Source organism: Caproiciproducens sp. CPB-2 (assembly GCF_036287215.1).
Lineage (GTDB): Bacteria > Bacillota > Clostridia > Oscillospirales > Acutalibacteraceae > Caproiciproducens.
Window position 1 is genome coordinate 1,501,421 of sequence record NZ_CP142860.1, and the last position, 23,550, is coordinate 1,524,970.

The following is a 23,550-nucleotide window of genomic DNA, read 5'->3' on the forward strand; positions in this document are numbered from 1 at the left end:
AAGGAGGACTTCATTTGGCAATCAATCAGATCAATGCCTATTCCTATGGCACGAATTCCACTTCCGGTACCAATTCCGCTTCCGGCACTTCGCAAACCGCTGCCTCCCAAAATTCATCTGTACTGGGCCTGAATGACTTTCTGCAGCTTTTGGCCGCCCAGTTTGCCAATCAGGATGTAATGAATCCGACGGACAATACGGAGTATATTTCCCAGATGGCTCAGTTTTCCGCTCTGCAGGCCATGCAGGAGCTTTCGCAAATAACTTATACGCAATACGGGGCGTCCCTTGTCGGCAAAAAGGTTGTGGTCGCAAGTTATGACACGAACGGAAAGTATACGGAAGATACCGGCATTGTAGACAGCGTCAACTTTGCTACCGGTTCCAATGTCCTTGTTGTCAACGGCAAGGCGTATGATCTTTCCTCCGTCATGAAGGTCGTCAATCCGGATGCCGCAACACCACCCGAGGAAACGCCGGATGATCCAGATGATTCGGTACCGGATACAAGCGGAGAATCGGTTTGAATCCGCTTTTTACAGGACGAAACAGTTAGGAGCACAGTCATGGATGACATTCAATTCAAAAAGAATTATTCCTCGTTTATCAATCCGAATTACACGGTGCCCCCCGTCAGCACAAATACGCAGAAGTCCAGCGCTGCTGATCCGGGCAACAGCGAATTCGGGCAGCTTTTCCGCAAGACTGTGGAACAGCAGCAGCTTACCTTTTCCAAACACGCACTGCAGCGCATGGATTCCAGAAATATTCCGGTTTCCCCGCAGCTCGTTTCCCAGATCAACGGCGCGGTTGAAAAAGCAAAATCGAAAGGCATTAAAGACGCTTTGATTTTAAACGGGCAGACTGCATTTATTGTGAATGTTCCCAGCAGTACGGTTGTAACAACCATGAGCGGCCGGGAAATGACAGAAAACGTATTTACAAATATTGACGGAGCCGTAATTTTATAACTGGACCTCTTGAGGAAGTTATTGAGCTTTGACTGACAGATAAGCTCATGCGGTTTCAAAAAGAAAGAGAGAGATCAAACTTATGATGAGATCATTGTTTTCCGGAGTAGCCGGATTAAAAGCGTACCAGACCGGTATGGACGTCATCGGCAACAATATCGCCAACGTCAACACCTACGGATTTAAGTCCTCCAGAACAACCTACCGCGACGTTTATTATCAGACGCTCTCCGGCTCTTCCGCCTCGAATGCCACAAGCAGCATTGGCGGCGGCAACCCTGTCCAGATCGGTTACGGCGCTACCGCCGCAACGGTGGATGTGCTCAACACCCGTTCCGGCATGGCTACAACAGGCAGACCAACGGACTGCTATATCGACGGCGAAGGGTATTTTATCGTCAAGGACGGGAGTGGCTACCTTTACACCCGGGTTGGTTCCCTGGGGTTTGACGGAGACGGTAACCTGATAGACGGCAATAAAAAAATTATCTGTGGAAGCAATGTGGTGTCTGGTGCATTAGTTCCGCTACCGAATGCGACAACTGGTGAAGTTACGGCTCCCGCGGCGATTAAGGTTGCAGATTACAAAGACTATACAAATATCACCATTGGCAGCGACGGAAAAATTACCGGAGAAAAAGGAGGTACCGTGACAACGCTTGGCTCAATCGCCCTTGCCAACATCCCGAACCCGGATGCCCTTACCTTGCAGGGCGGTTCTTATTTAAAGCCGGTCAGCAATACAGGAACTTCGACATATTACACCCCGGGCAGCGGCGCAACCGGTAGCTTAGTCACCAGCGCGCTGGAATCCTCCAATGTGGATCTGGCGAATGAATTTTCACAGATGATCATCACCGAGCGCGGATTTCAGGCCAACTCAAAAATCATCACGGTCAGCGATGAAATGCTTGAGGATCTCGTCAATTTAAAGAGATAATTGAATGACTGCCGTTTCTGAGGTCAACTGCGGCCTCAGAAACGGTCAGTTAGTTAAAAAAGGGGAATTGAGATGATAAATTTAACCAGCTTAAACGGTGTTTCGTTTGCCTTGAATTCCAATCTGATTGAAACGATAGAAAATATACCGGAAACAAAAATCACCCTGACCACGGGAAAATATTTTCTTGTCGCGGAAGAAAGACAGGATATTATCGATAAAATCATTCATTACAATCGGCAGATATTTCAGAATACCATTAAATTATAAGATGAACTTAACGGGATATTCCGTAATATGTATCTTTACCAAGGGAGTGTTTATGTGGATTTTACCAGTATCATAGGCTTGATAGCCGGCCTTGGATTGGTTATCTTCGGAATCGTTTTCGATCCTTCCGCCGGAGTTATTTGGTCAACCATCATGAATTTCGTCGACGTACCGAGCATGGCAATTACTTTTGGCGGTGCGATTGCCGCTACCGTCATTGCATTCCCGATTACTTATTTCAAAGACATTCCGAAGCATATGAAAATCGTTGTTTCACGGAACAGGTACAATCCGCAGCAGTACATCGATACGATTGTGGATTTTGCGCAGGAAGCCAGAAGAAAGGGTCTGCTTTCTCTGGAAGATAAGGCAAATCAGGAGCAGGATTCGTTCCTCAGAAACAGCATTATGCTGATCGTCGACGCCATTGACCCGGCAAAGGTAAAGGAAATCCTGGACGACGAATTGGACGGGTTGGAGGACCGCCATTCCCATGCATGGCAGTTCTACGAAAAGTTTTCCACCTTCGGCCCGGCGTTCGGCATGATCGGTACCCTGATCGGACTGATCAATATGCTTGCCAATCTGGACATGAATGCGGACGGCGGCGCTACCAGAATGGCACAGGGCATGTCTACGGCACTGGTAACCACATTCTACGGGTCTATGATGTCCAACCTGTTATTGACGCCGCTTGCTCACAAGCTGCATATGCGTCATGATGAAGAAATGGTGTGTAAGGAAATTGTTGTGGAAGGCGTTATGGCGATTCAGGCGGGAGATAACCCGAAACATATTGAGGAAAGACTGAACGCTTATGTGTGCGAAAAGAAGAGAATCGAATCCGGAAACAGAGGGCAGAGTCCTTCTCAAAGCACGTCCAGCGTGCCTGAAGGAAAAAAGCCAAAACGCAGTAAGAAGAAGTAACTTTGTTCAAAAACAGAAGCTGAGTTTCAGCGTATTTATATAAAAGCGGGGGTGTGAGAAAATGGCCAGAAAAAAAGCGGATCCCGGCGGCGGCGGCCCGAACTGGTTGGATACATATGCGGACATGGTAACGTTGCTGCTGACTTTTTTTGTGATGCTGTTTGCCATGTCGACCATGGACGCTACCAAATGGCAGAAGCTTGTAAAAGCTTTCTCTACGAATAAACAAGCGGCCGCGACCATGGAACAGGCCATACAGTCGGATGCCCTGAATTCTGACAGCGGCTCTTATTTCGATGCCGATGCCAGTGCCAGCAATGTGAGTTCCGAATCCGGACAGGGGGAAGAGGCCGGCAGCGGGGACGGAAGCGATCAGGTAACGGACTTTGACAGCCTGTACAAATATTTAAACGATTACGTCCATAAAAATGGCCTGCAGGATTCCGTGCAGGTACATAAAGAAGATAATTACACCTTTCTGACTTTTCAGAACAGCATCTTTTTTAACGGAGACAGCTCTGAACTGCGAGATGATGGGAAAAAAATTCTGGACTTTGTCTGTGACGGAATTAAAAACATTCCGGATCAGATCGGCGAAATCCGTTTCTATGGCCATACCGCCCGCGCGGGTAACTCCACCACTACCACCGCACAGGCTTTTGACCGCGCTTTGTCATCCGACAGGGCAAAAAATGTTTTGCTGTATGTCCAGTTGAAAAATATAATTGACCCGGCCAAAATGGTTTCAGAGGGCTACGGAGAATACCGGCCGATCGTACCGCATGACGGGACGGAAGCCACCCGGGCAAAAAACAGAAGGGTCGAAATTTATATTTCCAAAGCGGGTAAGGTCAGTTCCGTTTTGGATGAGGTTTATAAGGACATTGGGTCTGCTGACAGTAAGGGCACTGTAAGCAGCAAGTGATTCGCTTGACAGTATTAAATTTTCCGTATGCCTTGTGTGCGGGGAATGGGAGGTTTTATGGCAGAAGTATTATCACAGAAGCAAATTGATGAATTGTTGGGCAATTTGCAGAGTGGTCATGTTAATTTTAATGAAATAGAAGAACAGACGACGGCTTCCAAGGTAAAAGAGTACGACTTCATGTCGCCTAAAAAATTTACAAGGGAACAGCTGAAGCTTTTGGATAATGTTTTCGATAACTTTTCGAGGATGTTCAGCCTTCAGCTTGGCGGAATGCTCCGGTCGACCTGTCAGATGGAAATCCTGCAGGTCGAAGAGGAAGAGTACCGGGAGTTCAACAACGCTTTGGGTGATTCCATATTGGTCGCCATCTTCGGAATGCACAATGCCGAAAATAAAATAGACGATAAGCAGATATTGATCGAACTGTCGCGTCCCATCTCCTTCTCCATCATGGACCGTATGCTCGGCGGCAACGGAACGGGCTACGAAATTGAAAGAGATTATACGGATATTGAGCTTTCGCTGCTCGAATATCTGTTTAAGCAGGTCACTCCTCTTTTAAATAATGCCTGGAGCAATTATATGGAAATCGATCATACCCTGGATATGATTGAAACCAATTCCCGGTTAATTCAGCTCATACAGCCGGATGAAGCGGTTGCGATTGTTGCAATCGAAATAACGATTGAAAACCTGAAGGGAAATATGAATATCTGTTTGCCTGCTTCCTCATTGGAAGAAGTATTTCGCTTTTTCAATTCCAAGTATGTCAAACCGCCGAAAAAAGACGACCCCATGATGGAGCAGCAGCGTAAGTCGGCGATTATGCATGGGCTGAAAAGCTCTCCGCTGACAGTGTGTGCAATATTAGGCAAAACGGAAATCAGCCTGAAAGAATTGCTGAATCTGCAGGTCGGCGATATTATCCCCCTCAATACTCAGGTAAACAAAGACTCTATTGTCCTGGAAGTGGAGAATTTGCCGTGGTTTACCGGCGTAATAGGAACAAAAAAGAAAAAATACGCAGTTAAAATTGACAAATCTCTGCAATAAACGATGAAAGGTGATTTCTATGGAGCCGAATAATGAAGAAACTTTTTCTCCTATGGAAATTGATGCGATAGGGGAGATACTGAATATCAGTTTAGGTTCGTCAGCGACTTCTGTTTCGGAAATGCTGGAACAGAGGGTCAACATAACGACGCCGCATGTTGAAATACAGCCTTCCTCCGAGGTCCATTTTGAATCCATGGAGCCGGCCGTTGCGGTCGAAATCAATTATGTCAGCGGCCTGAGCGGAAAAAACATCCTGATTCTGAAAGAGTCGGATGTAAAGGTAATTGTGGGACTTCTGCTTCATACCGATTATTCCGATCAGGAATTTGTTATGGATGAGATGAGCATTGGAGCCATTTGTGAAGTAATGAATCTGATGATGGGCGCCTCCGCCACCGCGCTTTCCCAATTCCTGAATATGGCGATCAATATTTCGCCGCCGAATTCCTTTCAGATCGATAATTCCGAACAGTTTAAAAGCAAATATTTCAGCAGCGATGAACTGGTTGTTTCCGTTAAATTCAATCTGATGATCGGTGATCTGGTCAACAGTGAATTTATCAGCTTAATGACAGTCAACCTCGCAAAAGAAATTATTTCCTCCTTTAATTTTGGTTCGTCTGCCCCGCAGGAAAAACATCCACAGCCGGTGCAGCAGCAGCCTGCGCCTTCCCCGCAGCCGGAAACGCCCAGAGCCCCCCAGCCGCCTGCAGCGCCGAGAAGACCGGAGCCGGTACAGACGACGGTGCCGGAACCCGTCGCAAAACCGGAACCGCAGCCGGGTTATCAGCAGAATTACAATGTGGGAAGAATGTCCTATCAAAGCTTTGACGAAGCCGATTCGATTCTTACCAGCGATCAGAGCAGTAACCTGAACATGATTATGTCCGTCCCTCTTCAAATTACCGTGGAAATCGGCCGGATCAGGAAGCCCATCAAAGATATCCTGGATTTCACTTCGGGAACGATTGTGGGACTGGATAAGCAGGCCGGTTCTCAGGTCGATATCTTCGTGAACGGCAAGCCGATTGCCAAGGGAGATGTCGTTGTGGTAGACGACTTTTACGGTGTAAGAATTACAGAAGTGCTGAGCAATAATGAAATAATGAAATTAATATAAACGCCGTTAGGTGTATTTTTAGGAGGAACAGAAATGAGCAAAAAAATTATGTTGGTAGACGACGCGGCTTTTATGAGGATGATGATTAAAAATACTTTGCAGCAGAATGGCTATACGGAAATTGTCGAAGCGGAAAACGGAGAAAAAGCTCTTACCGTCTACGCTGCGGAAAAGCCGGATCTGATTCTCATGGATATCACAATGCCCGTCATGGATGGTCTGGAATCCCTGAAGCAATTAAAGGAGCTGGATGCAAACGTCAAAGTGGTCATGTGCTCCGCCATGGGTCAGGAAGCAATGGTGGTTGAAGCCTTGAAGCTGGGCGCAAAGGACTTTATTGTAAAGCCGTTCAAGCCGGACCGCATTATGAAAACGGTAAACGGTATTTTAGGGTGATGATGCCGTCGGCTGAATAAAGGAGGAACCGTGTTGAATTTTGCTTGGGGTGCTTTGCCGCTGCTCAGCTTTTTTTCAGATATCCTGCCGCTTCTGTTTTCCCTGATTGCGATTGTTTTTGTGCTGTATCTTTGCTATGCATTCAGCAGGTTCATGGCAAACAGGGTCAACAACGTTTCAAAATCGGGAAATATCAAGGTACTGGAGCGGGTGGCCCTGACACAGGACAAAGGGCTTGTCATTATTGAAGTCTGCAAACGGTACTATCTGGTGGGTTTTGCAAACAACAATATCGAGATTCTGAAAGAACTGGATGAAGCAGAATTGAACATCCCCGGATCTTTGCAGAAGGATACCTTTCTTGATGTTTTGAACTCGACGCTGAAAAGCAGATGGGATGTGAAAATAAGCGATGCAATATTCAGAAGAGCCGATAAAACTGAAGACTCCGAAGACAAAAAAGAAAAAAAGTAAGATCAGTAAAAAGGCTCTGATTCTGATTACGATTTCTCTTGCGCTGATTTTTCTGCTCCCGGTCGGCGCCTCCGCGGCGTCCGTCAATGTCGATGTGAACGGCAAAGGAATGGACACTCTGGAAATCATCGAAATGTTTACGGTCCTTGCCCTTGCGCCTTCCATTCTGATTATGACGACCTGCTTTACCAGGATTATCATTGTTCTGTCTTTTCTCCGCAACGCGCTGGGGCTGCAGCAGACGCCCCCGAATCAGGTGCTGATTGGGATCGCGCTGTTTCTGTCGCTCTTTATCATGAATCCCGTGCTCAATGAAGTGAATACGCAGGCGTACCAGCCCTACAAGGAACAGAAAATCACGCAGGAGGAATTCCTGCATAAGGCGGCCGTCCCAATGAAGAAATTTATGCTCAAGCAGACAAAAAAAGAGGATTTGAACCTGTTTATCAATCTTTCTAAAGCAAAGGAGGTCAAGTCGGTCGATGAGCTGTCCATTACGGTAGTGATTCCCGCGTTTATGACCAGTGAACTGAAGCGGGCGTTTACAATCGGATTCCTGCTTTTTATTCCCTTTTTGATTATCGATATGATTGTGGCAAGCACGCTGATGTCGATGGGCATGATTATGCTTCCTCCGGCGATGATCTCGCTGCCGTTTAAGCTGCTGCTTTTTGTGCTTGTGGATGGGTGGGGACTCCTGTTCAAAACGCTGGCGGCCAGTTTCAATCTGTAGCTTGGCTTTCAAATAACTGTGGGAGGATGCAGGCATGTCAACATCGCAAATCACGGAAGTGATACAGGCTGCAATGGTTGCGGCGCTCAAGCTGTCCGCGCCCATTCTGATTGCCAGTGTTTTACTGGGACTGATCGTGTCCATCTTTCAGGCGGCCACGCAGATTCACGAGCAGACCCTTACCTTTGTTCCCAAACTGGTGGCCATCGCGCTGATTCTGGTGATTTTAGGACCGTGGATGATGGAAACCATGAATGATTTTACCATCTACATATTCAGCCTGATAACAAAATTAAATTAAAACAGCCTCTTTTCCAGAACGGCAGGAAGGTGTGGTCATAAACGAAAAATGGAATTGAATTATGATTTTACTCTTCTGCTTTTCATTTTCATGAGAATGTCCGGCTGTGTTCTGTTCAACCCCATTTTGGGAAGAAAAAATCTTCCGGTTATTCTCAAAGTCGGTCTCACCCTGATGCTTTCGGTCTTTTCCTACCACCTTGTTCCCGCCCAGACGCTGGAAATCCCTTCTTTTCTGGTCCTGTCCGTCAGCCTGCTGAAAGAACTGCTGATCGGTTATATGGTAGGATATGTCATCCAGCTGTTTCTGTCGGTCATGCTCATCAGCGGCGAAAATATGGACATGCAGATCGGTATTTCCATGTCGAAGATCTACGACCCGCAAAGCAATGTGTCCATGCCTCTTTCCGCGTCGTTTATCAATACGATGTTTATTCTGATCTTTTTCGCTGTAAACGGCCATCTGACACTGATTCAGATTTTTGTGAAGCTGTGCGTCATGGTTCCCTACGGTACCCTTCATTTTGAGCCGGCCATGTATCAGCCGCTCATCAACATGTTTTCCCTCATTCTGGTGTACGCGGTGAAAATGTCGCTGCCCGTCCTTGCGGCGGAGCTGATTACCGAGATCGCCGTGGGCCTGGTGATGCGGGCTGTTCCCCAGATTGACGTTTTCGTCATCAATATCCAGCTGAAAGTAATCCTTGGATTCGTTATCATCATCATTATGGCGCCGCCTCTGGCATCTTTTCTTGAAAAACTGATTTTACTGATGTTTGACAATATCAATCAGGTGTTTCAGGCATTGCTGTAGCTTCCGGTTCCGTTCGTATCTGATTTTAGGGGGGATGATATGGCAGACAGCAGCAAGACCGAAAAAGCGACCCCGAAAAAAAGGGAAGACGAACGAAAAAAAGGCAATATTTTTCAAAGCAGCGACGTAATCAGCGCACTGTCCATTCTGTCGCTTTTTCTGATCTTAAAGATGCTTTTTCCCTTTATGTATCATTACCTTTCCATTTACCTTTCCCGGTATATCGCCTATGTAAAGACAATTCCGGTGCTTTCGGCCGAATTTGCAATGGATGTGGCCAAAGATACGCTGATTGCTCTTTTTTTACTGGCCGGGCCGATGATGCTCACCGCCATAGCGGTCGGGGTAATCGCTACCGGGGCGCAGACCAGATTTAAGGTGTCCAAAGAGAACCTGAAAATGAAGTTTTCCAGGATCAGTCCCCTGCAGGGAATCAAACGGATGTTTTCCATCCGTTCCGTCACCGAACTGGTCAAAGCCATGCTCAAAATTTCCGTTATTTTTTACATCCTGTACTCGTCGTTCATGAACATTGCAAAATATTTTACGAAGCTGATGTTCGAAGATATTTTCGATGCCGTGCAGTTCATCCTGAATTCCATCATGGACATTGTCATACAGCTTTCCATGGTTTTTATTTTGATCGCCGCCTTCGACTATCTGTACCAGTGGTGGGAGTATGAGCGGAATATCAAAATGTCCAAACAGGAAATCAAGGAAGAGTACAAACAGATGGAGGGCGACCCGCAGATTAAAGGACAGATCAAGGAACGGCAGCGCAAAATCTCCATGCAGAGAATGATGCAGCAGGTGCCGACTGCGGATGTGATCGTCAGGAACCCGACCCATTTTGCCGTAGCGCTTAAATATGATATCGAAAAAAACAGCGCCCCGATTGTGGTTGCCAAAGGGCAGGATCACGTTGCGCTGAAAATTATAGAGATCGCGGAGAAAAACCATATCCCGATGACGGAAAATGTACAGCTCGCAAGGGCTTTATACAAAACGGTTGATGTCAACCGGGAAATTCCGGAGGAATATTATGTGATTCTTGCTGAAATTATGGCCTGGGTATATTCATTGAAAAAGGAGATGAGGTGATATTGAAGGTCCTCGATAACGTCGTAGCAATTTTTGTCATCCTCATAGTCGGATTTATCATCATTCCGCTGTCTCCTTTTTTGCTGGATATGATGTTTATCATAAATATTACGATCTCCGTTATGATTTTGCTGATGACCATGTACGTGAAGGACGCGCTCCAGTTTTCCGTCTTTCCGTCGATGCTGCTCATTACCACACTGTTCCGCCTGGCACTGAACATTTCTTCGACCAGGCTGATTCTTACCCAGTCCGGGAAAGCCGGACAGGTGATTGAAACCTTCGGCAGCTTTGTACTAAAGGGAAATGTCATCGTCGGTTTCATCGTCTTTCTGATCATCGTCATTGTCAACTTTCTGGTTATTACCAAAGGCGCGGAACGTGTTTCCGAGGTTTCCGCAAGATTCAAGCTGGACGCGATGCCGGGAAAACAGATGGCGATCGACGCGGACCTGAGCTCCGGGTTGATCGATGAATCGACGGCACGCCAGCGCCGGACGGATATCCAGCGCGAGGCGGAATTTTACGGGGCCATGGACGGCGCCACCAAGTTTGTAAAGGGCGATGCGATCGCCTCCATCATCGTCACGTTTATCAATTTTATCGCCGGTACCGTGATCGGCATGGTTCAGGGCGGCAGTACCTTTCAGGAGGTGCTGAATGTCTATTCGATTGCGACCGTCGGCGACGGTCTTGTATCGCAGCTTCCCGCACTGATGATTTCCGCCGCGACCGGTATGATCGTTACGCGCGCGGCGTCCGATTCCAGCCTGAGCATGGACGTTTCACGGCAGTTTTTTTCCCATCCCGTCGTTATGATCATCAGCGGCTGTACCATGATCAGTCTTTGCTTTATCCCCGGTATGCCGGTTCCGCAGATTCTGATCGTGGCGGTCGGTATGCTGTTTGCCGGATTCAACCTCCGGAAAAGGAACGAGCTTGCGGCGGCTGTGGCCGCCAAGGCCGAAACGGCTCACACAGCGGCACAGCAGCAGGCGGACGACACGGATTATTTCAAAAACATCGACAATATCTACGACCTGCTGAAAATCGACGTCATTGAAATGGAATTCGGCTACAGCCTGATTCCGCTGGTCGACGAAAACAGCGGCAGCAGTTTTATTGAACGGCTGGTTACCTTCCGGAAGCAGTTCGCTGTGGACATGGGAATCGTCATTCCGGCCGTACGGTTAAGGGACAACGGCACGCTGAACCCCAATCAGTATGTGATCAAGATCAAGGGCGAGGAGGTCAGCCGCGGCGAGATTCTGGTCGACTATTACCTTGCTTTGGACCCGGGTAACCTTACCGGAACCATCGACGGCATAGAGACCATTGAGCCGGCCTACGGCATCCCGAGCAAGTGGATCACCCGAGACAAGAAGGAAATGGCTGAAATTTACGGCTATACCGTAATTGACCCGCTGTCCGTGGTGGTAACGCATCTTTCCGAAACCGTCAAGAAATATGCGCATGAGCTGCTCTCCAGACAGGACTTGAACCAGCTGCTGGAAAACATCAAAAAGACCGGTTCCACCATTGTGGACGACGTCATCCCGAACCAGATTACCTTCGGCGGCCTTCAAAAGGTTCTGTGCAACCTGCTGAAGGAGGGCGTTCCCATCAGGGATATGGAAACCATTCTGGAAACGATTTCGGACAACGCCTCCACTGTCCGCGACCTTGAGGTCCTGACCGAATATGTGCGGCAGGCCCTGAAGCGCACGATCACCCGCAAATGGTCCGACGGCGGCCAGATCAGGGTGATTACACTGGACAGCGAGGTCGAGAGGCTGATCATCAATTCCATCAGCAAAAACGATCAGGGCACTTATCTTTCGCTCGACCCCCAGTCCACGCAGAAGATCATATCCAAGCTGATGGAGTGTATCACAAAGGTTAAGGACGCGATCAATATCCCGATTATCCTAACTTCCCCGCTGGTCAGGATTTATTTCAGCAAAATGCTGGAGCAGTTTTATCCCAACGCGGTGGTTCTTTCGTTTAACGAGCTGAATTCCAATGTCCAGATCCAGGCGGTTGCCAATGTTACTTTGGAATAAACAGAGGATTCCATGATCAATTTTAGGCTTGAAAGGAGGGAGCGGCTGCAGTGAAGAATACGGAAACAGAGAAGATAGGAGCAGTGGAGTTATGGACCAGGTATCGTCAGACAAGAAACACCGACCTGCGGAATATGCTTGTTGTTCAGTACAGCTATATCGTGAAGTGCATAGCGTTGAAAACAGTCGGTCGCTACCAGTATTTCAACTATATGGATGATATCGTCAATGAAGGCCTGATCGCTCTTTTGGATGCTGTGGAGAAATTTGACTTTGAAAAAAAGGTGAAGTTTGAAACCTATGCTTCCATCAAAGTGCGCGGCGCCATGATTGATTACATACGCAAACAGGATTGTTTCCCCAGAAGGCTCAAACGCATCGCCAAAAATATCAGCGAGGCGGAGAACATGCTCAACCACCGGCTGGGGCGCAATCCTACCGATCAGGAAATCGCGGATTATCTGCAGATCAGCCTGCCGGACTATGAAAAGATGCAGGCGGAAACCTGCGTGCTCAATATGCTTTCCTTTGAAGAGATGATCTACGAAAAGGGCGTTGAGAATATTCAGGTCAGCCAGTCGGGGGACTCTATTCACGGGCCGGAGCAGGTTGTGGCGGAAAAGGAGCTGCAGGCTGTGCTTGCGAAGGATATCGAACTGCTCAATGAAAAAGAACAGGTGGTTATTTCGCTGTATTATAAGGAACAGCTGAAAATCAAGGAAATCTCCAGCGTGATGGGGATCAGCGATTCCAGAGTGTCGCAGATTCATTCCAGCGCGCTGAGAAAGCTGAAAAAATCTCTGGCGGAATACCTGAATCAATAGAATGTAGGAGGAAACAATCATGGTCAGAGGATTTTACGCGCTCGGTTCCGGGATGCTGACACAGAGCAGGATTCTGACCGGCGTCAGCAACAATTTGGCAAATATAGAAACGCCGGGGTATAAGAAGAAGGAAGTCACCGCCTCCACATTCGGCAGCATGGTGATTAACCGCGTCGACTCGCAGAAAACGCCCATCGGCACCATGAGCCTGATTACGGCGGCGGATAAAACCAACGTCATTCATTCCGAGGGCACCCTCAAGAATACGGAGCGCCCTCTGGATTTTGCCATCCAGGGAGAGGGCTTCTTTGCGGTACAGGGGGCAAACGGAACGGTCTACACGCGCAACGGCAGCTTTAACGTTGACGCGGAAGGCTATCTTGTTCTGGACAATGTCGGCCGCGTAATGGGTCAGAACGGCCCCATTCAGATCGGCACCGACCAGTTTACCGCCGATGCGCAGGGAAACCTGGCGGTTGGGGGAAATGTTGTCGACAAAATCGCCGTTTATGGTTTTGACGATTATAATAACCTTCGGATATCCGGCGACGGAATGTTCACAGGTACCAATGCGGTGCTTGTACAAAATCCGGATATCATGTGGAAAACGATCGAAGGCTCCAATGTAAACGCCGCCGAGGAAATGACGGATGCTCTTTCGGCCCAGCGCAATCTGCAGAACTGTTCCCAGGCAATCAAGATGTACGATCAGGTTTTGTCGGATGCCGTCACCAATATCGCCAAAATATAATTTGCCATAGGAAGGGTGGATGAACGATGATCAGTTCTTTTTATACCTCGGCTACCGGAGCCATTAACCTGCAGTCCGGCTTTGATGTCACGGCAAACAACATCGCAAACGTGTCTACGGTTGGCTACAAGCCTTCCACCGCCACCTTTGCGGATTTGATTTATACGAATATCCACGCGGAACCGGGGGCCGACAGCGAGCTGAAAAGCGGCCACGGCATAAAGGTGGAAAAGACTGACACCGTCTTTAACGAGGGCGGCCTCAGACAGACGGGACGCGCTCTTGATTATGCGCTGGTAAACCCCAACAATTATTTTGCGGTGGAGTCCAACGGGGAAGTAAAATATACGCGTAACGGAAATTTCCATCTTTCGGTGGAAAACGGAACCAGTTATCTGGTTTCTTCGGACGGCGGCTATGTGCTGGATGCCAACGGAGGCCGGATCGCCATGGAAAGTGAAGAGGATACTCCGGCCATCGGGGTCTTTTCCGTGGAAAATAAGGACGGGCTTGTCCGGTCCGGGAATGCCTGTTTTCAGCTGAGCAACCTTTCCGGCGCGGCTGCCGCGGTAACCGACCCGGAAATGAAACAAAACTATTTGGAGGATTCTGCTGTGAATATCGCGGATCAGATGACCTCCGTTATTGAGATGCAGAGAGCTTTTCAGTTTAATTCCAAAATGGTGCAGCTTTCCGATGAAATTATGCAGACTGTGAATTCTTTGCGGTAAAACTGTCTACACAAAAAATCTGGGGGAGGAGACGTTAAAATGAGTACGGAGTCTGATTTTAACGGAAGAGAAGTCATTACTGAGCGCGAGAATGAAGAGAGCCAGTTGGAAGAAAACCAGGTCAAAGAGGAACAGCCGCCCCAGCTTGATGTCAGGGTATCCACGGACAATATGGCGGCATACCTGAAAATCAAGCAGGCGTATTCCGGACAGAAGGTATCCTACGACGATGTCAGCGATTTTTTGACTCAGCAGGGAATCACATATGGAATTTGTGAAGAGCAGATACGCCTATTCTGTGAGGAAGGCAAATTCTATTCCGAGATGCTCTGTGCGAAGGGTACCTATCCCGTTGACGGAACCGACGGCTCTATTGATTATTTCTTTAACACCAGTACGGATTATAAACCAAAGGAAAGAGAAGACGGAACCATCGACTTCCGCGACTTGGACATTGTAAAAAATGTGAAAAAGGATACGGTTCTATGTACGATTACGCCACCGGGGGACGGTATGGACGGTACGGATGTTTTCAGTCATGTGGTTCCCTTTGTGGGGGGGCGCTTTCCGGTCTTGCCCACGGGCAATAACACGGTTGTTTCGGAAGATGGTCTGAGCCTGATTTCTGGTGTGGATGGCTGCATTGAGTATAGCAAATCGGCGATCAATATCAGCGAGGTCTTTTATGTGCGCGGCGATGTGGACAGCGCTTCCGGCAACGTCAACGCGATTGGCTCGGTAGTGGTTATGGGCGACGTAAGAGAAGGTTTTTCCGTCAAGGCCGGAAAAGACATTTCGATTCGCGGAATGGTTGAAGGGGCTTTAATAGAAGCGCAGGGAACCATCTCTATTTCCAACGGAATGAACGGGATGGGTAGGGGGACTTTGAAAGCGGGCGGAAATATCGTCGGCAAGTATTTTGAAAATGCGATTTTAATTTCTGAAAACGATATTTACGCGGATATCCTGATGAATTGCAAGGCGACCGCACAGGGTTCCATTATTTTGAAAGGACGCAGAGGCTCCCTGATCGGCGGCAGTTATCAGGCCGGGCAGAAAATGATTGTCAAAAATATCGGAGCGCCGTCCTATACGACGACGCAAGTATCGATCCAGTCCAAACAGCTTAACGATAAGCTTGTAATCGGAAAAGAAGAGGACAGTGTGGAGCAATTGGAGCAGAAGCGATTACAGGCACAGCATGAGTTTGAAGAATTTCAAAGTAAATATTTGGAACTGACTGCTCAGGCTTCTTTGAGAGGCAGAAGCGATTCCGGAAGGGAGAATCTGATTGTAAAAGCTGCTTTGATGAGAAAAGTCCAGTTAGGGGAAGCGATAAAAGCCATCGATGCGAAAATTCAAAAGCTGAAAGAAACCAAAAACGAACTGTCGGACTACAAGATCGTTGGGTCAAGCATTATCTATATTGGCACAAAAATGACGATCGGGCCATTCATCATGAATATCAACAATGACTACAGCAATACAAAATTCTACGCGGGTCCGGAAGGAATTGTTTCCGCCCCGGTCCTTCTTTCCGACCTGCCTTGATTTTCTTTTGATAAGTTTCCAAATAAAACCGCATACTGGATGCTTATTTTTGCTACGGCCGAAGTGCGGCGGTACGGAGTTTATGATGTCCATTCAAAAGCTTGATCAACTGAATGAAATGCACATTGATGTTTTAAAAGAAATCGGCAATATCGGGGCCGGAAATGCCGCTACATCCCTGTCAAAAATGCTGGATACGGAAGTAAACATGACGACGCCGGTCGTCAAAATTCTGGATATCTCAGAAGCCGCGAATTTGCTGGGCGGCCCGGAAAACGTCGTCATCGGTATTTTGTCAAAGCTGAAGGGCGACATCGAAGGAATCATGATGTTCATCATTGAGCAGGACTTCGGGAAATCCATCCTGACTTCCCTGCTGGGCGTTCAGGAGGTCAGCTGTGACCGGTTATCCGATATGGAGCTTTCCGCCATCTCGGAGATCGGGAATATCATGATCGCGTCGTATACGGGTTCCATCGGGACGCTTTCTGAGATGAACCTGAAAACCACCGTGCCCGCGATCACTGTGGATATGGTCGGCGCCATTCTCAGCGTACCGGCCATAGAAATGGGCTCCGTTTCAGATAAAATTATCTTTATCGAAGATGATTTTTTAAGCGGCAACGACAACGTTACGGCGAATATGCTGCTGGTGCCTTCTATTGAGTCCCTGAATAGATTAATGGAGAAGTTAGGTATTCAACTATGAGTGAAACGTTTACGATCGGGATATCGGATATGAAGGTTGCCAAAAGTATGGACTCGCTTGTGACTTACGCGCTTGGTTCCTGTGTGGGAATCTGTTTATACGATCCGGTAATGAAAATAGGGGGGTTGGGACATATCATGCTCCCAACCTACCCGGTTAACAATCCCAAAGAAAATCGTTTCCGCTTTGCGGACACCTGTATCCCGGAAATGCTCCTTCAAATGGAAAAGCTGGGCTGCAACCGCCGGCGGATTACGGCTAAGATTGCAGGGGGAGCAAAGATGTTTGAGGTTGCGGATGATTCCAGTTTCGGCAATATTGGCCAGCGCAATGTTTCGGAGGTCAAAAACACCCTGAATAAGCTGCAAATCAGGATTTGTGCGGAAGATACGGGACTGAACTACGGCAGGACAGTCTATTTTTATACAGAGGACGGCAGGATGGTGGTCAAATCTTTCTCCAATGGGATCAGGACATATTAATCCGAATGAACATAATGGATAAAAATAAAGGTTTTCTTTCAGGCAGGTTGAAAGAAAACCTTTGTTTTTTTATTGGAATTATTTGATGTTTTGAAATATGCCGTCATGTCCTTCGGTCCGGCGGCCCTGATTGATCTTCTCTCTGAGTTCGTCACACTGCTTCCGGAGTTTATCGCGGGCGGACTGATCCAGCGCAGCCGCTTTTTGCAGGATGAAACGATACTCCCTGGAGAGCTTCAGGATATGCCGTTCCTCTTCGTTTCCGCAGTCCGCTTCCGTTCCTTTTCCGTTCAGAAGCTTTGTCATGCGTTCCCACTGCTCCGGCGGGAGTTCTGCGGTCAGCCGGCCAATCAGGTCATTGCACTTATTGATACGTTCAATAAACACGCCGCGCCGTTCCAAAAAATCGTCCAGCTGAATATCGTCCTGCGTACAGCGCAATTCAATTTGTTTTGTCAGATCCCAGATTTGAGTCAGTAAGATCACTTTTTGGTCAAGGCAGGTAATGATATTTTCTGTTGACATAAGTCCTCCGCAGGGCAAGGGTGTCAAACCCCATTGTTTTTATTCATATGGCTCAGCTTTTCCGCTTCTTCCCACGTATCCCGCATTTGTTCCACCAGCGGTACCAATTCATCCAGCACGGCGGCGTCGCGTCTGACTTCCGCTTTGATGATCTCCTGATTGAAGAAATAGTACAGATCATATAAATCATGGGTGATTTCATAATTCCAGTCCAATACGGAAGAGAGGTAGCTGAAAATATTCTTGCTTTTTCCGGTGCATTTTTCAGCCGTGGCGTAGTTTTTGTCCTTCAGCATCATAGAACCGTAATGGAGGTTCTTTAACGCTTCATTCAGCAAAGTGACCAGCTGCTCTCCTTTGGACATGGTATTTATGGATTGCTCCTTATACTGCATAATCGGATTGCTCTGCATGATTTTCATCCTCCTGCGGGTTTGATTCTATAGAGGCCGTCAGCTTGAAGTGTCTGTCAGGAACAGGGAGGCCTGGGAATTCATGTTGCTCAGATACTGTTCCAGCCGGGTAAATTTCGCGTAATATTGTTCCTGCTGCGTTTCAAGAAGCGTTTTCAGCTCCTTGATTTTCGTGTTATAATCGGTTACCGCTTGTGTCAGAGTGCTGTTGTCTACCTTTGTGCTGTTGTCCACACCGGCTTTTGTAATCAAGATGCCGTCTCCACCGGTGGTCTTGATGTTTTTGTTGATGACATCCTGCATCCGGGCTGCAATGCCGTCCTCGCTGGTGAACAGCGAAGCGACTTTGTCCGGGTTGTTGTTCAGGGCGTTCTTCAGCGTTTCTTCGTCGATTGTCAGCTGGCCGTTGGCGGAATAATCGTTGGCCTTGGTCGCGATACCGATCTCATAAAGAGCGGCTTTCATCGACGCGACCTGGTCCGTCATGGAGCTGCGCAGATCAACACTCAGATTGCTCAAGATGGAATCGCCGTTTAAGATTCCCTTTTTTGCCTTTGCTTCCCAGTTCTTGATCTCGTCCTCGCTCATGTCCGCCTTCTGCGCGTCCGTCAGAGGATCGTAGGTCTCGTCCGTGTCCTTGCGCTCGCTGACCTTGTCGTTGCACAGTTTGATAATCGCGTTGTAATCGTCGACAAAGCTTTTGATCTTGTCGTACAGATCATCCGTCTGGTTGTTGACGGAAAAAGTAATGGGGGTGTCTTTGGAAACAGTGGTGTCCGTCTTGGCCAGCAATTCAAAGTCGACACCATCCAGTGTGAACTTGTTTTCAGTTCTCGTGATTTCAATTGCGTTGTCCGGGTTGCCGTCAAAGCTGACGGTCATGACCGCGTCCTGCGGCTTTTGCAAACTGTACTCGTCAGCATTTTCAATATAGTTTCCGTTCTCGTCTTTTTGCGGTACGGTCCCGAAAAGCACTGCGGCAAGGTTGCCGGTGCCGACCTCTTCAATGTCCACGCGGCTGCCGCTGCCGCCGTTCTTGGCGGTGACGCTGAACGTATCGCTGACGCTGGAGTAGGTGATGGTTACGTTGGCCTGCGCGTCGTTGTTGATGGTTTTGATAATGGTATTGATGGTATCGGTGCTTTTAAAGGTAAAGGTCTTGTCGTTGATGGTAATGCCGTAAGTATCGTCTTCGGTATCATCCGTAGTACTGCCTGTAGATGCGACCAAAGGGGTCGCCAGGTTTTCCTGTACGTCCTCCAGATCCTTGTTGGTGTTCAGGCGGTTCGTTTCGCCTGCGTAAATCCCCAGCGCCCCGGTTTTTCCCAGAATGCCGGACACGTCGCTCGATTCAATCGCAATGATAGAGGTGCTGCTCGCCGCCTTGAAATTCAGGGTTTTTGTAGCATCATCATAAGAAACCTGAAATTTGCTGTTTCCGTCGGAGTTTTTTCCGTAGGCAGCGGTCAGCTTTGTTTGAAGATATTCAGCCAGCTTTTCAGGCGTTGAATAATCCTCTTTTTCGCTCTCTTTAAAGGTAATGTATTTATCGACTCCGTCCAGGCTGACCGTCAGGGTGGAACCGGAAAGGGAATCGCCCAGATAGCTGCTTACCAGATTCTCATAGCTGTATGTACCAGTAAGAGCAAAATTTTTGTCCTCAATTTTTGTCAGGCCAAGGCCCTGCAGCAGGTTCTGACTTCCGCCCGTAATCTTCAAAGCTCCCGCCGAGCTGCTGAAAGAAACGGTATTGCCGGTAATGTCCACGCTTAGCTTATCTTTTAAATCCGGATTGGAACGAATCGCTTCCTCCAGAATGGCTTTCACAGACAGGGTGCCGAGCGAATCTTCCGACGATATGGACGTGTCGGAGGGGATGGTCAGCGTATAGGCATTACCGTCGATTTCAATATCCAGTGTAGAACCGGCGGTCAGCGTGCTTTTAAAGAAGCTGTCCGTATTGGTGTCTCCGCCCTCTATCACGGTGCTGCCGGAGGTATCCTTCGACAAGCCCAAGCCTTTGAGAAGACCGTCACTTCCGTCCGTTATTTTAATATCCGCGCTGGAAGAGCCTGTTTTCGTCAGGGTTACTTTTCCACCGACAACGGCAAATTCGATATTACCGGCCAGCCCGTCCGTTTTCGCGATCTTTGCGTTTAGGGCCTCCGTAGCCTTGCTGAGCTGGTCCGTGGCGCTATCGCCGCTTGTCAGGGTAAAATCGCTGTCAAGGGCAAGCTGATAATCCTTGCCGCCATAATTGACCGTAATGGTGGAGCCCGCAACCGTGCTCGTCCGCCAGCTTTCGTTCACGGCGCCGGAAATCGTCTGATCCGACACCTTGTGCTTTGAAGCGAAACCGGCCTGCTGCGCGAGCTGCGCAATCCCGGTCACAACCATATTTTTAGCGGCGCTTGCGCTTCCGCTCACATTTAAAAAAGAAGAGGTATTCTTGATGGACGTTGAATTGAAAAAGGCCGCGTTCAGAATACTGGAGCTGCTGGTGGTCGAAGAAAAATATTTCGACTGAAATTCCTGCAGGGCTGTGGTGACTTCCCTGTAGGACTGCTGTCTCCAAAGGGCGATTTGTTTTAATTGTCCCTGTTTGTCTATTTTACTCTGCGTTCCCGCCGTCAGCTGCTTGACCAGGGTGTCCGTATCCAGGCCGGATACCAAACCGCTCAGGCGCTTGGATGAAGTCGAAGTTGCATTTAATGAAGATGCAAGACTTGATGATGCTGTACTGATCATAATTTACCTCCTGACAGAAAATGCCTTCCATAGTAACCTCTTTGTCTTATATATCGTATGAAAAGCCTAAAAAATTAGTAAAAGCATAAAAGATCATAAAAATATCTTTAAAGAAGCACTTTCTTTTGACGATATATATTGTAATATGGTATGATATGGATGCATAGCTACAATCGATCCGAATTTGAAGATATAAAGGGGATGGTATAGAATATGACTTTTGTTCCGATTGATAAATTGAAGGCGGGAATGATCCTGGACAGAGATATCTATCTGTTTAACAGCATCACTTCAAAAATCATTATGTTGCGATGCGGGCAGATGTTAACACAGGCATATATTGAAAAACTGCACGAATTCGATATTCTTGGCGCTTATATTCATACCGATCAGGAGAAAGAACGAACGATCACTACGGCGCAGACACATGCCAGGCAGCCGGTCAAAAGGGAGCTGCGGCAGGAAGCCCTCAGCAATATCCATCAGGTATACAACATGTTCAACCAGGTAGCACAGAAAATTAACGTCAGCAGCATCAACCAGACGATGAATATTTCCAAAAAACTTGTCAATTCATTAAGATGTAACGTAGAGGCCAAAATCAGTATTGCAAACCTGAAGATGTATGACGATTATACATATAACCATTCTTTAGGAGTCTCCATTCTTTCCATTGCCATTGGATTGGAGCTGGGACTGAAAACGCAGGATCTGTATGACCTGGGCCTGTGCGCCCTGCTTCACGATATCGGGAAAATGGCGGTACCCATCTCCATTATTGCAAAGCCCTCCAAACTGACGGAGGAGGAGTTCAATATTGTCAAGCAGCACCCCGCCAAGGGAGCGGAATTCTTTTTAAAGCACCATCTGGCCAACAATACAATCTGTGCCGGTGTGCTTACGCATCATGAAAAGTATGACGGGACCGGTTATCCCAACGGCCTTTCCGGCGACGATATTCCTTTGTTCGGAAGGATTATTTCCGTAGCCGATGTTTACGATGCTTTAACCTCGTTCAGACCATACAGAAAGCCGTCAACCCCGGCGGAAGCGATTGAATATATCATGGGCTCCAGCGGCATCTCGTTCGATCTTGCCATTGTGCGGGCGTTTCTCAACAAGGTCGCCCCTTACCCGATTGGCTCATGCGTCAAGCTGAGCAACGGAGAACTTGCCATTATTGTCAAACAAAACGATTATAATCCGTCCAGGCCGGTGATACGCCTTTTCAATAAGCCGGATGTCCTGATGGATTTGTGCATGCAGCGCGACGTACAGAATATCGTTGTTGAAAATATTTGTGATGTAAAAACGGCGGAAAATTATTGAACAGAAAACGGGGAGGGCATCAGACCATGGTCTGATGCCCTCCCCGTTTTAGGAAAGCTGAATCGCTTAGTATTTCGGCAATGAAAAATCCTGTCCGGCCGCCATATCCAATACTGGCTGTGTATCGGCGGATTCCGGAATTTCGTCGTCCGCGTCGGCTTTGACATGGAACTGGCCGACCAGTTTTTTCAGATTCCGTGCGTGGCCGGACATTTCTTCGCTTGCCGCCGCACTCTGTTCGGCGGTGGCGGAATTGGTCTGAACCACAGCGGAAATCTGGTCCACACCCAGGGTGACCTGGCTGATTGCGGTCGCCTGTGCGTTGGAAGCTTCTGAGATGCTGGTGATCAGGTTGGTGGACTTCAGGGTCGCCTGAATGACATCGTTCAGGGTGGCCGCGGTGGCGTCCGTAATTTTCTTGCCTTTTTCGACTGCCAAAAGCGAATTTTCAATCAGGGCAGTGGTGTCCTTGGCCGCGTCCGCGCTCTTGCTCGCAAGATTGCGGACTTCATCCGCGACAACGGCGAAGCCTTTGCCGGCCGCACCGGCGCGGGCCGCTTCCACTGCGGCGTTCAGGGCGAGGATATTGGTCTGGCGCGCAATGTCGTCGATGGTTTTGATGATATTGCTGATCTTGGTGGACGACTCGCTGATCTCGCTCATCGCCTGCAGCATCTGATTCATTTCGTGAGAGACACCCTGGATTTTAGTTTCCGCTTCGGTAGAAGCCCGGTTCGCTTCCGCCGCGTTGGCGGCGTTCTGCTTTACCTGTTCTGAAATTTCGGTGATGGAGGCCGACAGCTCCTGAATGGAACTGGCCTGTTCGGTAGCGCCCTGCGCCAAAGCCTGAGCCGCGCTTGCAACCTGTACGGAGCCGCTCGTGACCTGATCGGCGGAACGGTCGATTTGAACCATGTAGGTGTTCAGTTTGGAGGAAATATTTTCAAGCGCCGTCCTGATTTCCGCGAAATCGCCCTGAAAATCACGGGAAATTTGAATGTCAAAATTGCCGTTTGCCATTTCGCCTAAAGCTTCCGTGATTTCATTGATGTTTTGTTTCAGCTCCGAGACGGTATCGGAAAATGCTTTTGCAAGTTTGCCGGTTTCATTTTTTGACTGGTACTGAATGTCCACATTCAGATTTCCCTGAGCCATCTGTTCAGCGGCCTGTGTCAGCTCCGCAAGCGGGCGGCGGATTCTGGCCGAGGTGAGCTTCGCAACAAGGATTGATGTGAAGCAGGCTGCCACAATCAATACAATGGCCAGCGGGAAAAGGGTGCTGGATTTCAGGTACAGATAAACTGCGGCCCCGCTGCAGACTATGGACAGCACCGTCACCGCGACAAATGAAAGCATCAGTTTCTTTGAGATTTTTATATTATCCAATCGCATTT

26 protein-coding genes are annotated in these 23,550 nt (G+C 48.2%); 22 read left to right on the forward strand and 4 right to left on the reverse strand.

Features of this window, described 5'->3' with window-relative positions; genetic code table 11:
- Positions 1–14 precede the first annotated feature (14 nt).
- From VXK30_RS07415 to VXK30_RS07515, 21 genes are all read left to right on the forward strand, one after another.
- Positions 15–527 carry a flagellar hook capping FlgD N-terminal domain-containing protein gene (locus tag VXK30_RS07415; RefSeq protein WP_275714192.1) on the forward strand — a complete coding sequence of 171 codons (513 nt, stop codon included), beginning with the start codon at positions 15–17 and terminating at the stop codon, positions 525–527.
- Between the two features lie 39 nt (positions 528–566).
- On the forward strand, positions 567–971 hold the full coding sequence (locus VXK30_RS07420; RefSeq protein ID WP_275714194.1) for a TIGR02530 family flagellar biosynthesis protein: 405 nt from the start codon (positions 567–569) through the stop codon (positions 969–971).
- 82 nt (positions 972–1,053) lie between these two features.
- Positions 1,054–1,911 (forward strand): flagellar hook-basal body complex protein, encoded by an 858-nt coding sequence (locus VXK30_RS07425; protein WP_275714196.1) that lies wholly within the window; start codon positions 1,054–1,056, stop codon positions 1,909–1,911.
- Positions 1,912–1,983: 72 nt separating this feature from the next.
- The gene (locus VXK30_RS07430) at positions 1,984–2,181 is read left to right on the forward strand and encodes a flagellar FlbD family protein (RefSeq protein WP_275714197.1); all 198 of its coding nucleotides are present in this window, start codon (positions 1,984–1,986) and stop codon (positions 2,179–2,181) included.
- A 54-nt stretch (positions 2,182–2,235) separates the two neighbouring features.
- A complete protein-coding gene (locus tag VXK30_RS07435) occupies positions 2,236–3,108 on the forward strand; it encodes a motility protein A (protein ID WP_275714198.1) in 873 nt (290 codons plus the stop codon).
- A gap of 61 nt (positions 3,109–3,169) precedes the next feature.
- Positions 3,170–4,033, forward strand: coding sequence for an OmpA/MotB family protein (locus VXK30_RS07440; protein ID WP_275714199.1), 864 nt, complete (start codon positions 3,170–3,172; stop codon positions 4,031–4,033).
- A gap of 57 nt (positions 4,034–4,090) precedes the next feature.
- Positions 4,091–5,089: a flagellar motor switch protein FliM gene (fliM, locus tag VXK30_RS07445; RefSeq protein WP_275714200.1), complete on the forward strand. Its 999-nt coding sequence runs from the start codon at positions 4,091–4,093 to the stop codon at positions 5,087–5,089.
- Between the two features lie 19 nt (positions 5,090–5,108).
- Positions 5,109–6,212: a flagellar motor switch phosphatase FliY gene (gene fliY, locus VXK30_RS07450; protein WP_275714201.1), complete on the forward strand. Its 1,104-nt coding sequence runs from the start codon at positions 5,109–5,111 to the stop codon at positions 6,210–6,212.
- Positions 6,213–6,245: 33 nt separating this feature from the next.
- The gene (locus VXK30_RS07455) at positions 6,246–6,608 is read left to right on the forward strand and encodes a response regulator (protein ID WP_275714202.1); all 363 of its coding nucleotides are present in this window, start codon (positions 6,246–6,248) and stop codon (positions 6,606–6,608) included.
- 33 nt (positions 6,609–6,641) lie between these two features.
- On the forward strand, positions 6,642–7,082 hold the full coding sequence (locus VXK30_RS07460) for a FliO/MopB family protein (RefSeq protein WP_275714203.1): 441 nt from the start codon (positions 6,642–6,644) through the stop codon (positions 7,080–7,082).
- Positions 7,021–7,815 (forward strand): flagellar type III secretion system pore protein FliP, encoded by a 795-nt coding sequence (gene fliP, locus VXK30_RS07465; RefSeq protein ID WP_442867975.1) that lies wholly within the window; start codon positions 7,021–7,023, stop codon positions 7,813–7,815. The genes VXK30_RS07460 and fliP overlap by 62 nt, the downstream gene beginning before the upstream one ends.
- A 34-nt stretch (positions 7,816–7,849) precedes the next feature.
- On the forward strand, positions 7,850–8,116 hold the full coding sequence (fliQ, locus tag VXK30_RS07470) for a flagellar biosynthesis protein FliQ (RefSeq protein WP_275714204.1): 267 nt from the start codon (positions 7,850–7,852) through the stop codon (positions 8,114–8,116).
- Between the two features lie 48 nt (positions 8,117–8,164).
- Positions 8,165–8,929, forward strand: a complete 765-nt coding sequence (locus tag VXK30_RS07475) for a flagellar biosynthetic protein FliR (RefSeq protein ID WP_275714206.1) — start codon at positions 8,165–8,167, stop codon at positions 8,927–8,929.
- 39 nt (positions 8,930–8,968) lie between these two features.
- Positions 8,969–10,030: a flagellar biosynthesis protein FlhB gene (flhB, locus tag VXK30_RS07480; RefSeq protein WP_275714208.1), complete on the forward strand. Its 1,062-nt coding sequence runs from the start codon at positions 8,969–8,971 to the stop codon at positions 10,028–10,030.
- A gap of 2 nt (positions 10,031–10,032) precedes the next feature.
- On the forward strand, positions 10,033–12,093 hold the full coding sequence (gene flhA / locus VXK30_RS07485; protein WP_275714331.1) for a flagellar biosynthesis protein FlhA: 2,061 nt from the start codon (positions 10,033–10,035) through the stop codon (positions 12,091–12,093).
- 83 nt (positions 12,094–12,176) lie between these two features.
- Positions 12,177–12,917 carry a sigma-70 family RNA polymerase sigma factor gene (locus VXK30_RS07490; protein WP_329494455.1) on the forward strand — a complete coding sequence of 247 codons (741 nt, stop codon included), beginning with the start codon at positions 12,177–12,179 and terminating at the stop codon, positions 12,915–12,917.
- A 19-nt stretch (positions 12,918–12,936) separates the two neighbouring features.
- Positions 12,937–13,668 (forward strand): flagellar hook-basal body protein, encoded by a 732-nt coding sequence (locus tag VXK30_RS07495; protein ID WP_275714212.1) that lies wholly within the window; start codon positions 12,937–12,939, stop codon positions 13,666–13,668.
- A gap of 26 nt (positions 13,669–13,694) precedes the next feature.
- The gene (locus VXK30_RS07500; protein ID WP_275714214.1) at positions 13,695–14,399 is read left to right on the forward strand and encodes a flagellar hook-basal body protein; all 705 of its coding nucleotides are present in this window, start codon (positions 13,695–13,697) and stop codon (positions 14,397–14,399) included.
- 39 nt (positions 14,400–14,438) lie between these two features.
- On the forward strand, positions 14,439–15,950 hold the full coding sequence (locus VXK30_RS07505) for a FapA family protein (protein ID WP_275714216.1): 1,512 nt from the start codon (positions 14,439–14,441) through the stop codon (positions 15,948–15,950).
- Positions 15,951–15,999: 49 nt separating this feature from the next.
- Positions 16,000–16,659 carry a chemotaxis protein CheC gene (locus tag VXK30_RS07510; RefSeq protein ID WP_275714218.1) on the forward strand — a complete coding sequence of 220 codons (660 nt, stop codon included), beginning with the start codon at positions 16,000–16,002 and terminating at the stop codon, positions 16,657–16,659.
- Entirely contained in the window at positions 16,656–17,141 is a 486-nt protein-coding gene (locus VXK30_RS07515; protein ID WP_275714220.1) for a chemotaxis protein CheD, read from the forward strand. The genes VXK30_RS07510 and VXK30_RS07515 overlap by 4 nt, the downstream gene beginning before the upstream one ends.
- Before the next feature lie 78 nt (positions 17,142–17,219).
- Here the strand turns inward: VXK30_RS07515 and VXK30_RS07520 are convergent, their stop codons facing one another.
- From VXK30_RS07520 to fliD, 3 genes are read right to left on the reverse strand one after another with little or no spacing between them, the layout of a single operon-like run.
- Positions 17,220–17,666, reverse strand: a complete 447-nt coding sequence (locus VXK30_RS07520) for a hypothetical protein (RefSeq protein WP_275714222.1) — start codon at positions 17,664–17,666, stop codon at positions 17,220–17,222.
- A 23-nt stretch (positions 17,667–17,689) separates the two neighbouring features.
- On the reverse strand, positions 17,690–18,088 hold the full coding sequence (locus VXK30_RS07525) for a flagellar export chaperone FliS (RefSeq protein WP_329494459.1): 399 nt from the start codon (positions 18,086–18,088) through the stop codon (positions 17,690–17,692).
- A 30-nt stretch (positions 18,089–18,118) separates the two neighbouring features.
- A complete protein-coding gene (fliD, locus tag VXK30_RS07530; protein ID WP_275714227.1) occupies positions 18,119–20,827 on the reverse strand; it encodes a flagellar filament capping protein FliD in 2,709 nt (902 codons plus the stop codon).
- Positions 20,828–21,040: 213 nt separating this feature from the next.
- Here fliD and VXK30_RS07535 point away from each other — a divergent pair, with 213 nt between their 5' ends.
- Positions 21,041–22,156 (forward strand): HD-GYP domain-containing protein, encoded by a 1,116-nt coding sequence (locus tag VXK30_RS07535; RefSeq protein ID WP_275714229.1) that lies wholly within the window; start codon positions 21,041–21,043, stop codon positions 22,154–22,156.
- 66 nt (positions 22,157–22,222) lie between these two features.
- Here VXK30_RS07535 and VXK30_RS07540 read toward each other — a convergent pair whose 3' ends face one another.
- Positions 22,223–23,548, reverse strand: a complete 1,326-nt coding sequence (locus VXK30_RS07540) for a methyl-accepting chemotaxis protein (protein ID WP_275714231.1) — start codon at positions 23,546–23,548, stop codon at positions 22,223–22,225.
- Positions 23,549–23,550: the final 2 nt, after the last annotated feature.

Excerpts from the sequence above, each read along its gene's own strand:
- VXK30_RS07420 (WP_275714194.1), top strand. The coding sequence starts at position 567 with ATGGATGACATTCAATTCAAAAAGAATTATTCCTCGTTTATCAATCCG.
- VXK30_RS07425 (WP_275714196.1), top strand. The coding sequence starts at position 1,054 with ATGATGAGATCATTGTTTTCCGGAGTAGCCGGATTAAAAGCGTACCAG.
- VXK30_RS07430 (WP_275714197.1), top strand. The coding sequence starts at position 1,984 with ATGATAAATTTAACCAGCTTAAACGGTGTTTCGTTTGCCTTGAATTCC.
- VXK30_RS07440 (WP_275714199.1), top strand. The coding sequence starts at position 3,170 with ATGGCCAGAAAAAAAGCGGATCCCGGCGGCGGCGGCCCGAACTGGTTG.
- fliM (WP_275714200.1), top strand. The coding sequence starts at position 4,091 with ATGGCAGAAGTATTATCACAGAAGCAAATTGATGAATTGTTGGGCAAT.
- fliY (WP_275714201.1), top strand. The coding sequence starts at position 5,109 with ATGGAGCCGAATAATGAAGAAACTTTTTCTCCTATGGAAATTGATGCG.
- VXK30_RS07455 (WP_275714202.1), top strand. The coding sequence starts at position 6,246 with ATGAGCAAAAAAATTATGTTGGTAGACGACGCGGCTTTTATGAGGATG.
- fliP (WP_442867975.1), top strand. The coding sequence starts at position 7,021 with ATGCAATATTCAGAAGAGCCGATAAAACTGAAGACTCCGAAGACAAAA.
- fliQ (WP_275714204.1), top strand. The coding sequence starts at position 7,850 with ATGTCAACATCGCAAATCACGGAAGTGATACAGGCTGCAATGGTTGCG.
- VXK30_RS07475 (WP_275714206.1), top strand. The coding sequence starts at position 8,165 with ATGGAATTGAATTATGATTTTACTCTTCTGCTTTTCATTTTCATGAGA.
- flhB (WP_275714208.1), top strand. The coding sequence starts at position 8,969 with ATGGCAGACAGCAGCAAGACCGAAAAAGCGACCCCGAAAAAAAGGGAA.
- VXK30_RS07495 (WP_275714212.1), top strand. The coding sequence starts at position 12,937 with ATGGTCAGAGGATTTTACGCGCTCGGTTCCGGGATGCTGACACAGAGC.
- VXK30_RS07500 (WP_275714214.1), top strand. The coding sequence starts at position 13,695 with ATGATCAGTTCTTTTTATACCTCGGCTACCGGAGCCATTAACCTGCAG.
- VXK30_RS07505 (WP_275714216.1), top strand. The coding sequence starts at position 14,439 with ATGAGTACGGAGTCTGATTTTAACGGAAGAGAAGTCATTACTGAGCGC.
- VXK30_RS07515 (WP_275714220.1), top strand. The coding sequence starts at position 16,656 with ATGAGTGAAACGTTTACGATCGGGATATCGGATATGAAGGTTGCCAAA.
- VXK30_RS07520 (WP_275714222.1), bottom strand. The coding sequence starts at position 17,666 with ATGTCAACAGAAAATATCATTACCTGCCTTGACCAAAAAGTGATCTTA.
- VXK30_RS07525 (WP_329494459.1), bottom strand. The coding sequence starts at position 18,088 with ATGAAAATCATGCAGAGCAATCCGATTATGCAGTATAAGGAGCAATCC.
- fliD (WP_275714227.1), bottom strand. The coding sequence starts at position 20,827 with ATGATCAGTACAGCATCATCAAGTCTTGCATCTTCATTAAATGCAACT.
- VXK30_RS07535 (WP_275714229.1), top strand. The coding sequence starts at position 21,041 with ATGACTTTTGTTCCGATTGATAAATTGAAGGCGGGAATGATCCTGGAC.
- VXK30_RS07540 (WP_275714231.1), bottom strand. The coding sequence starts at position 23,548 with ATGCGATTGGATAATATAAAAATCTCAAAGAAACTGATGCTTTCATTT.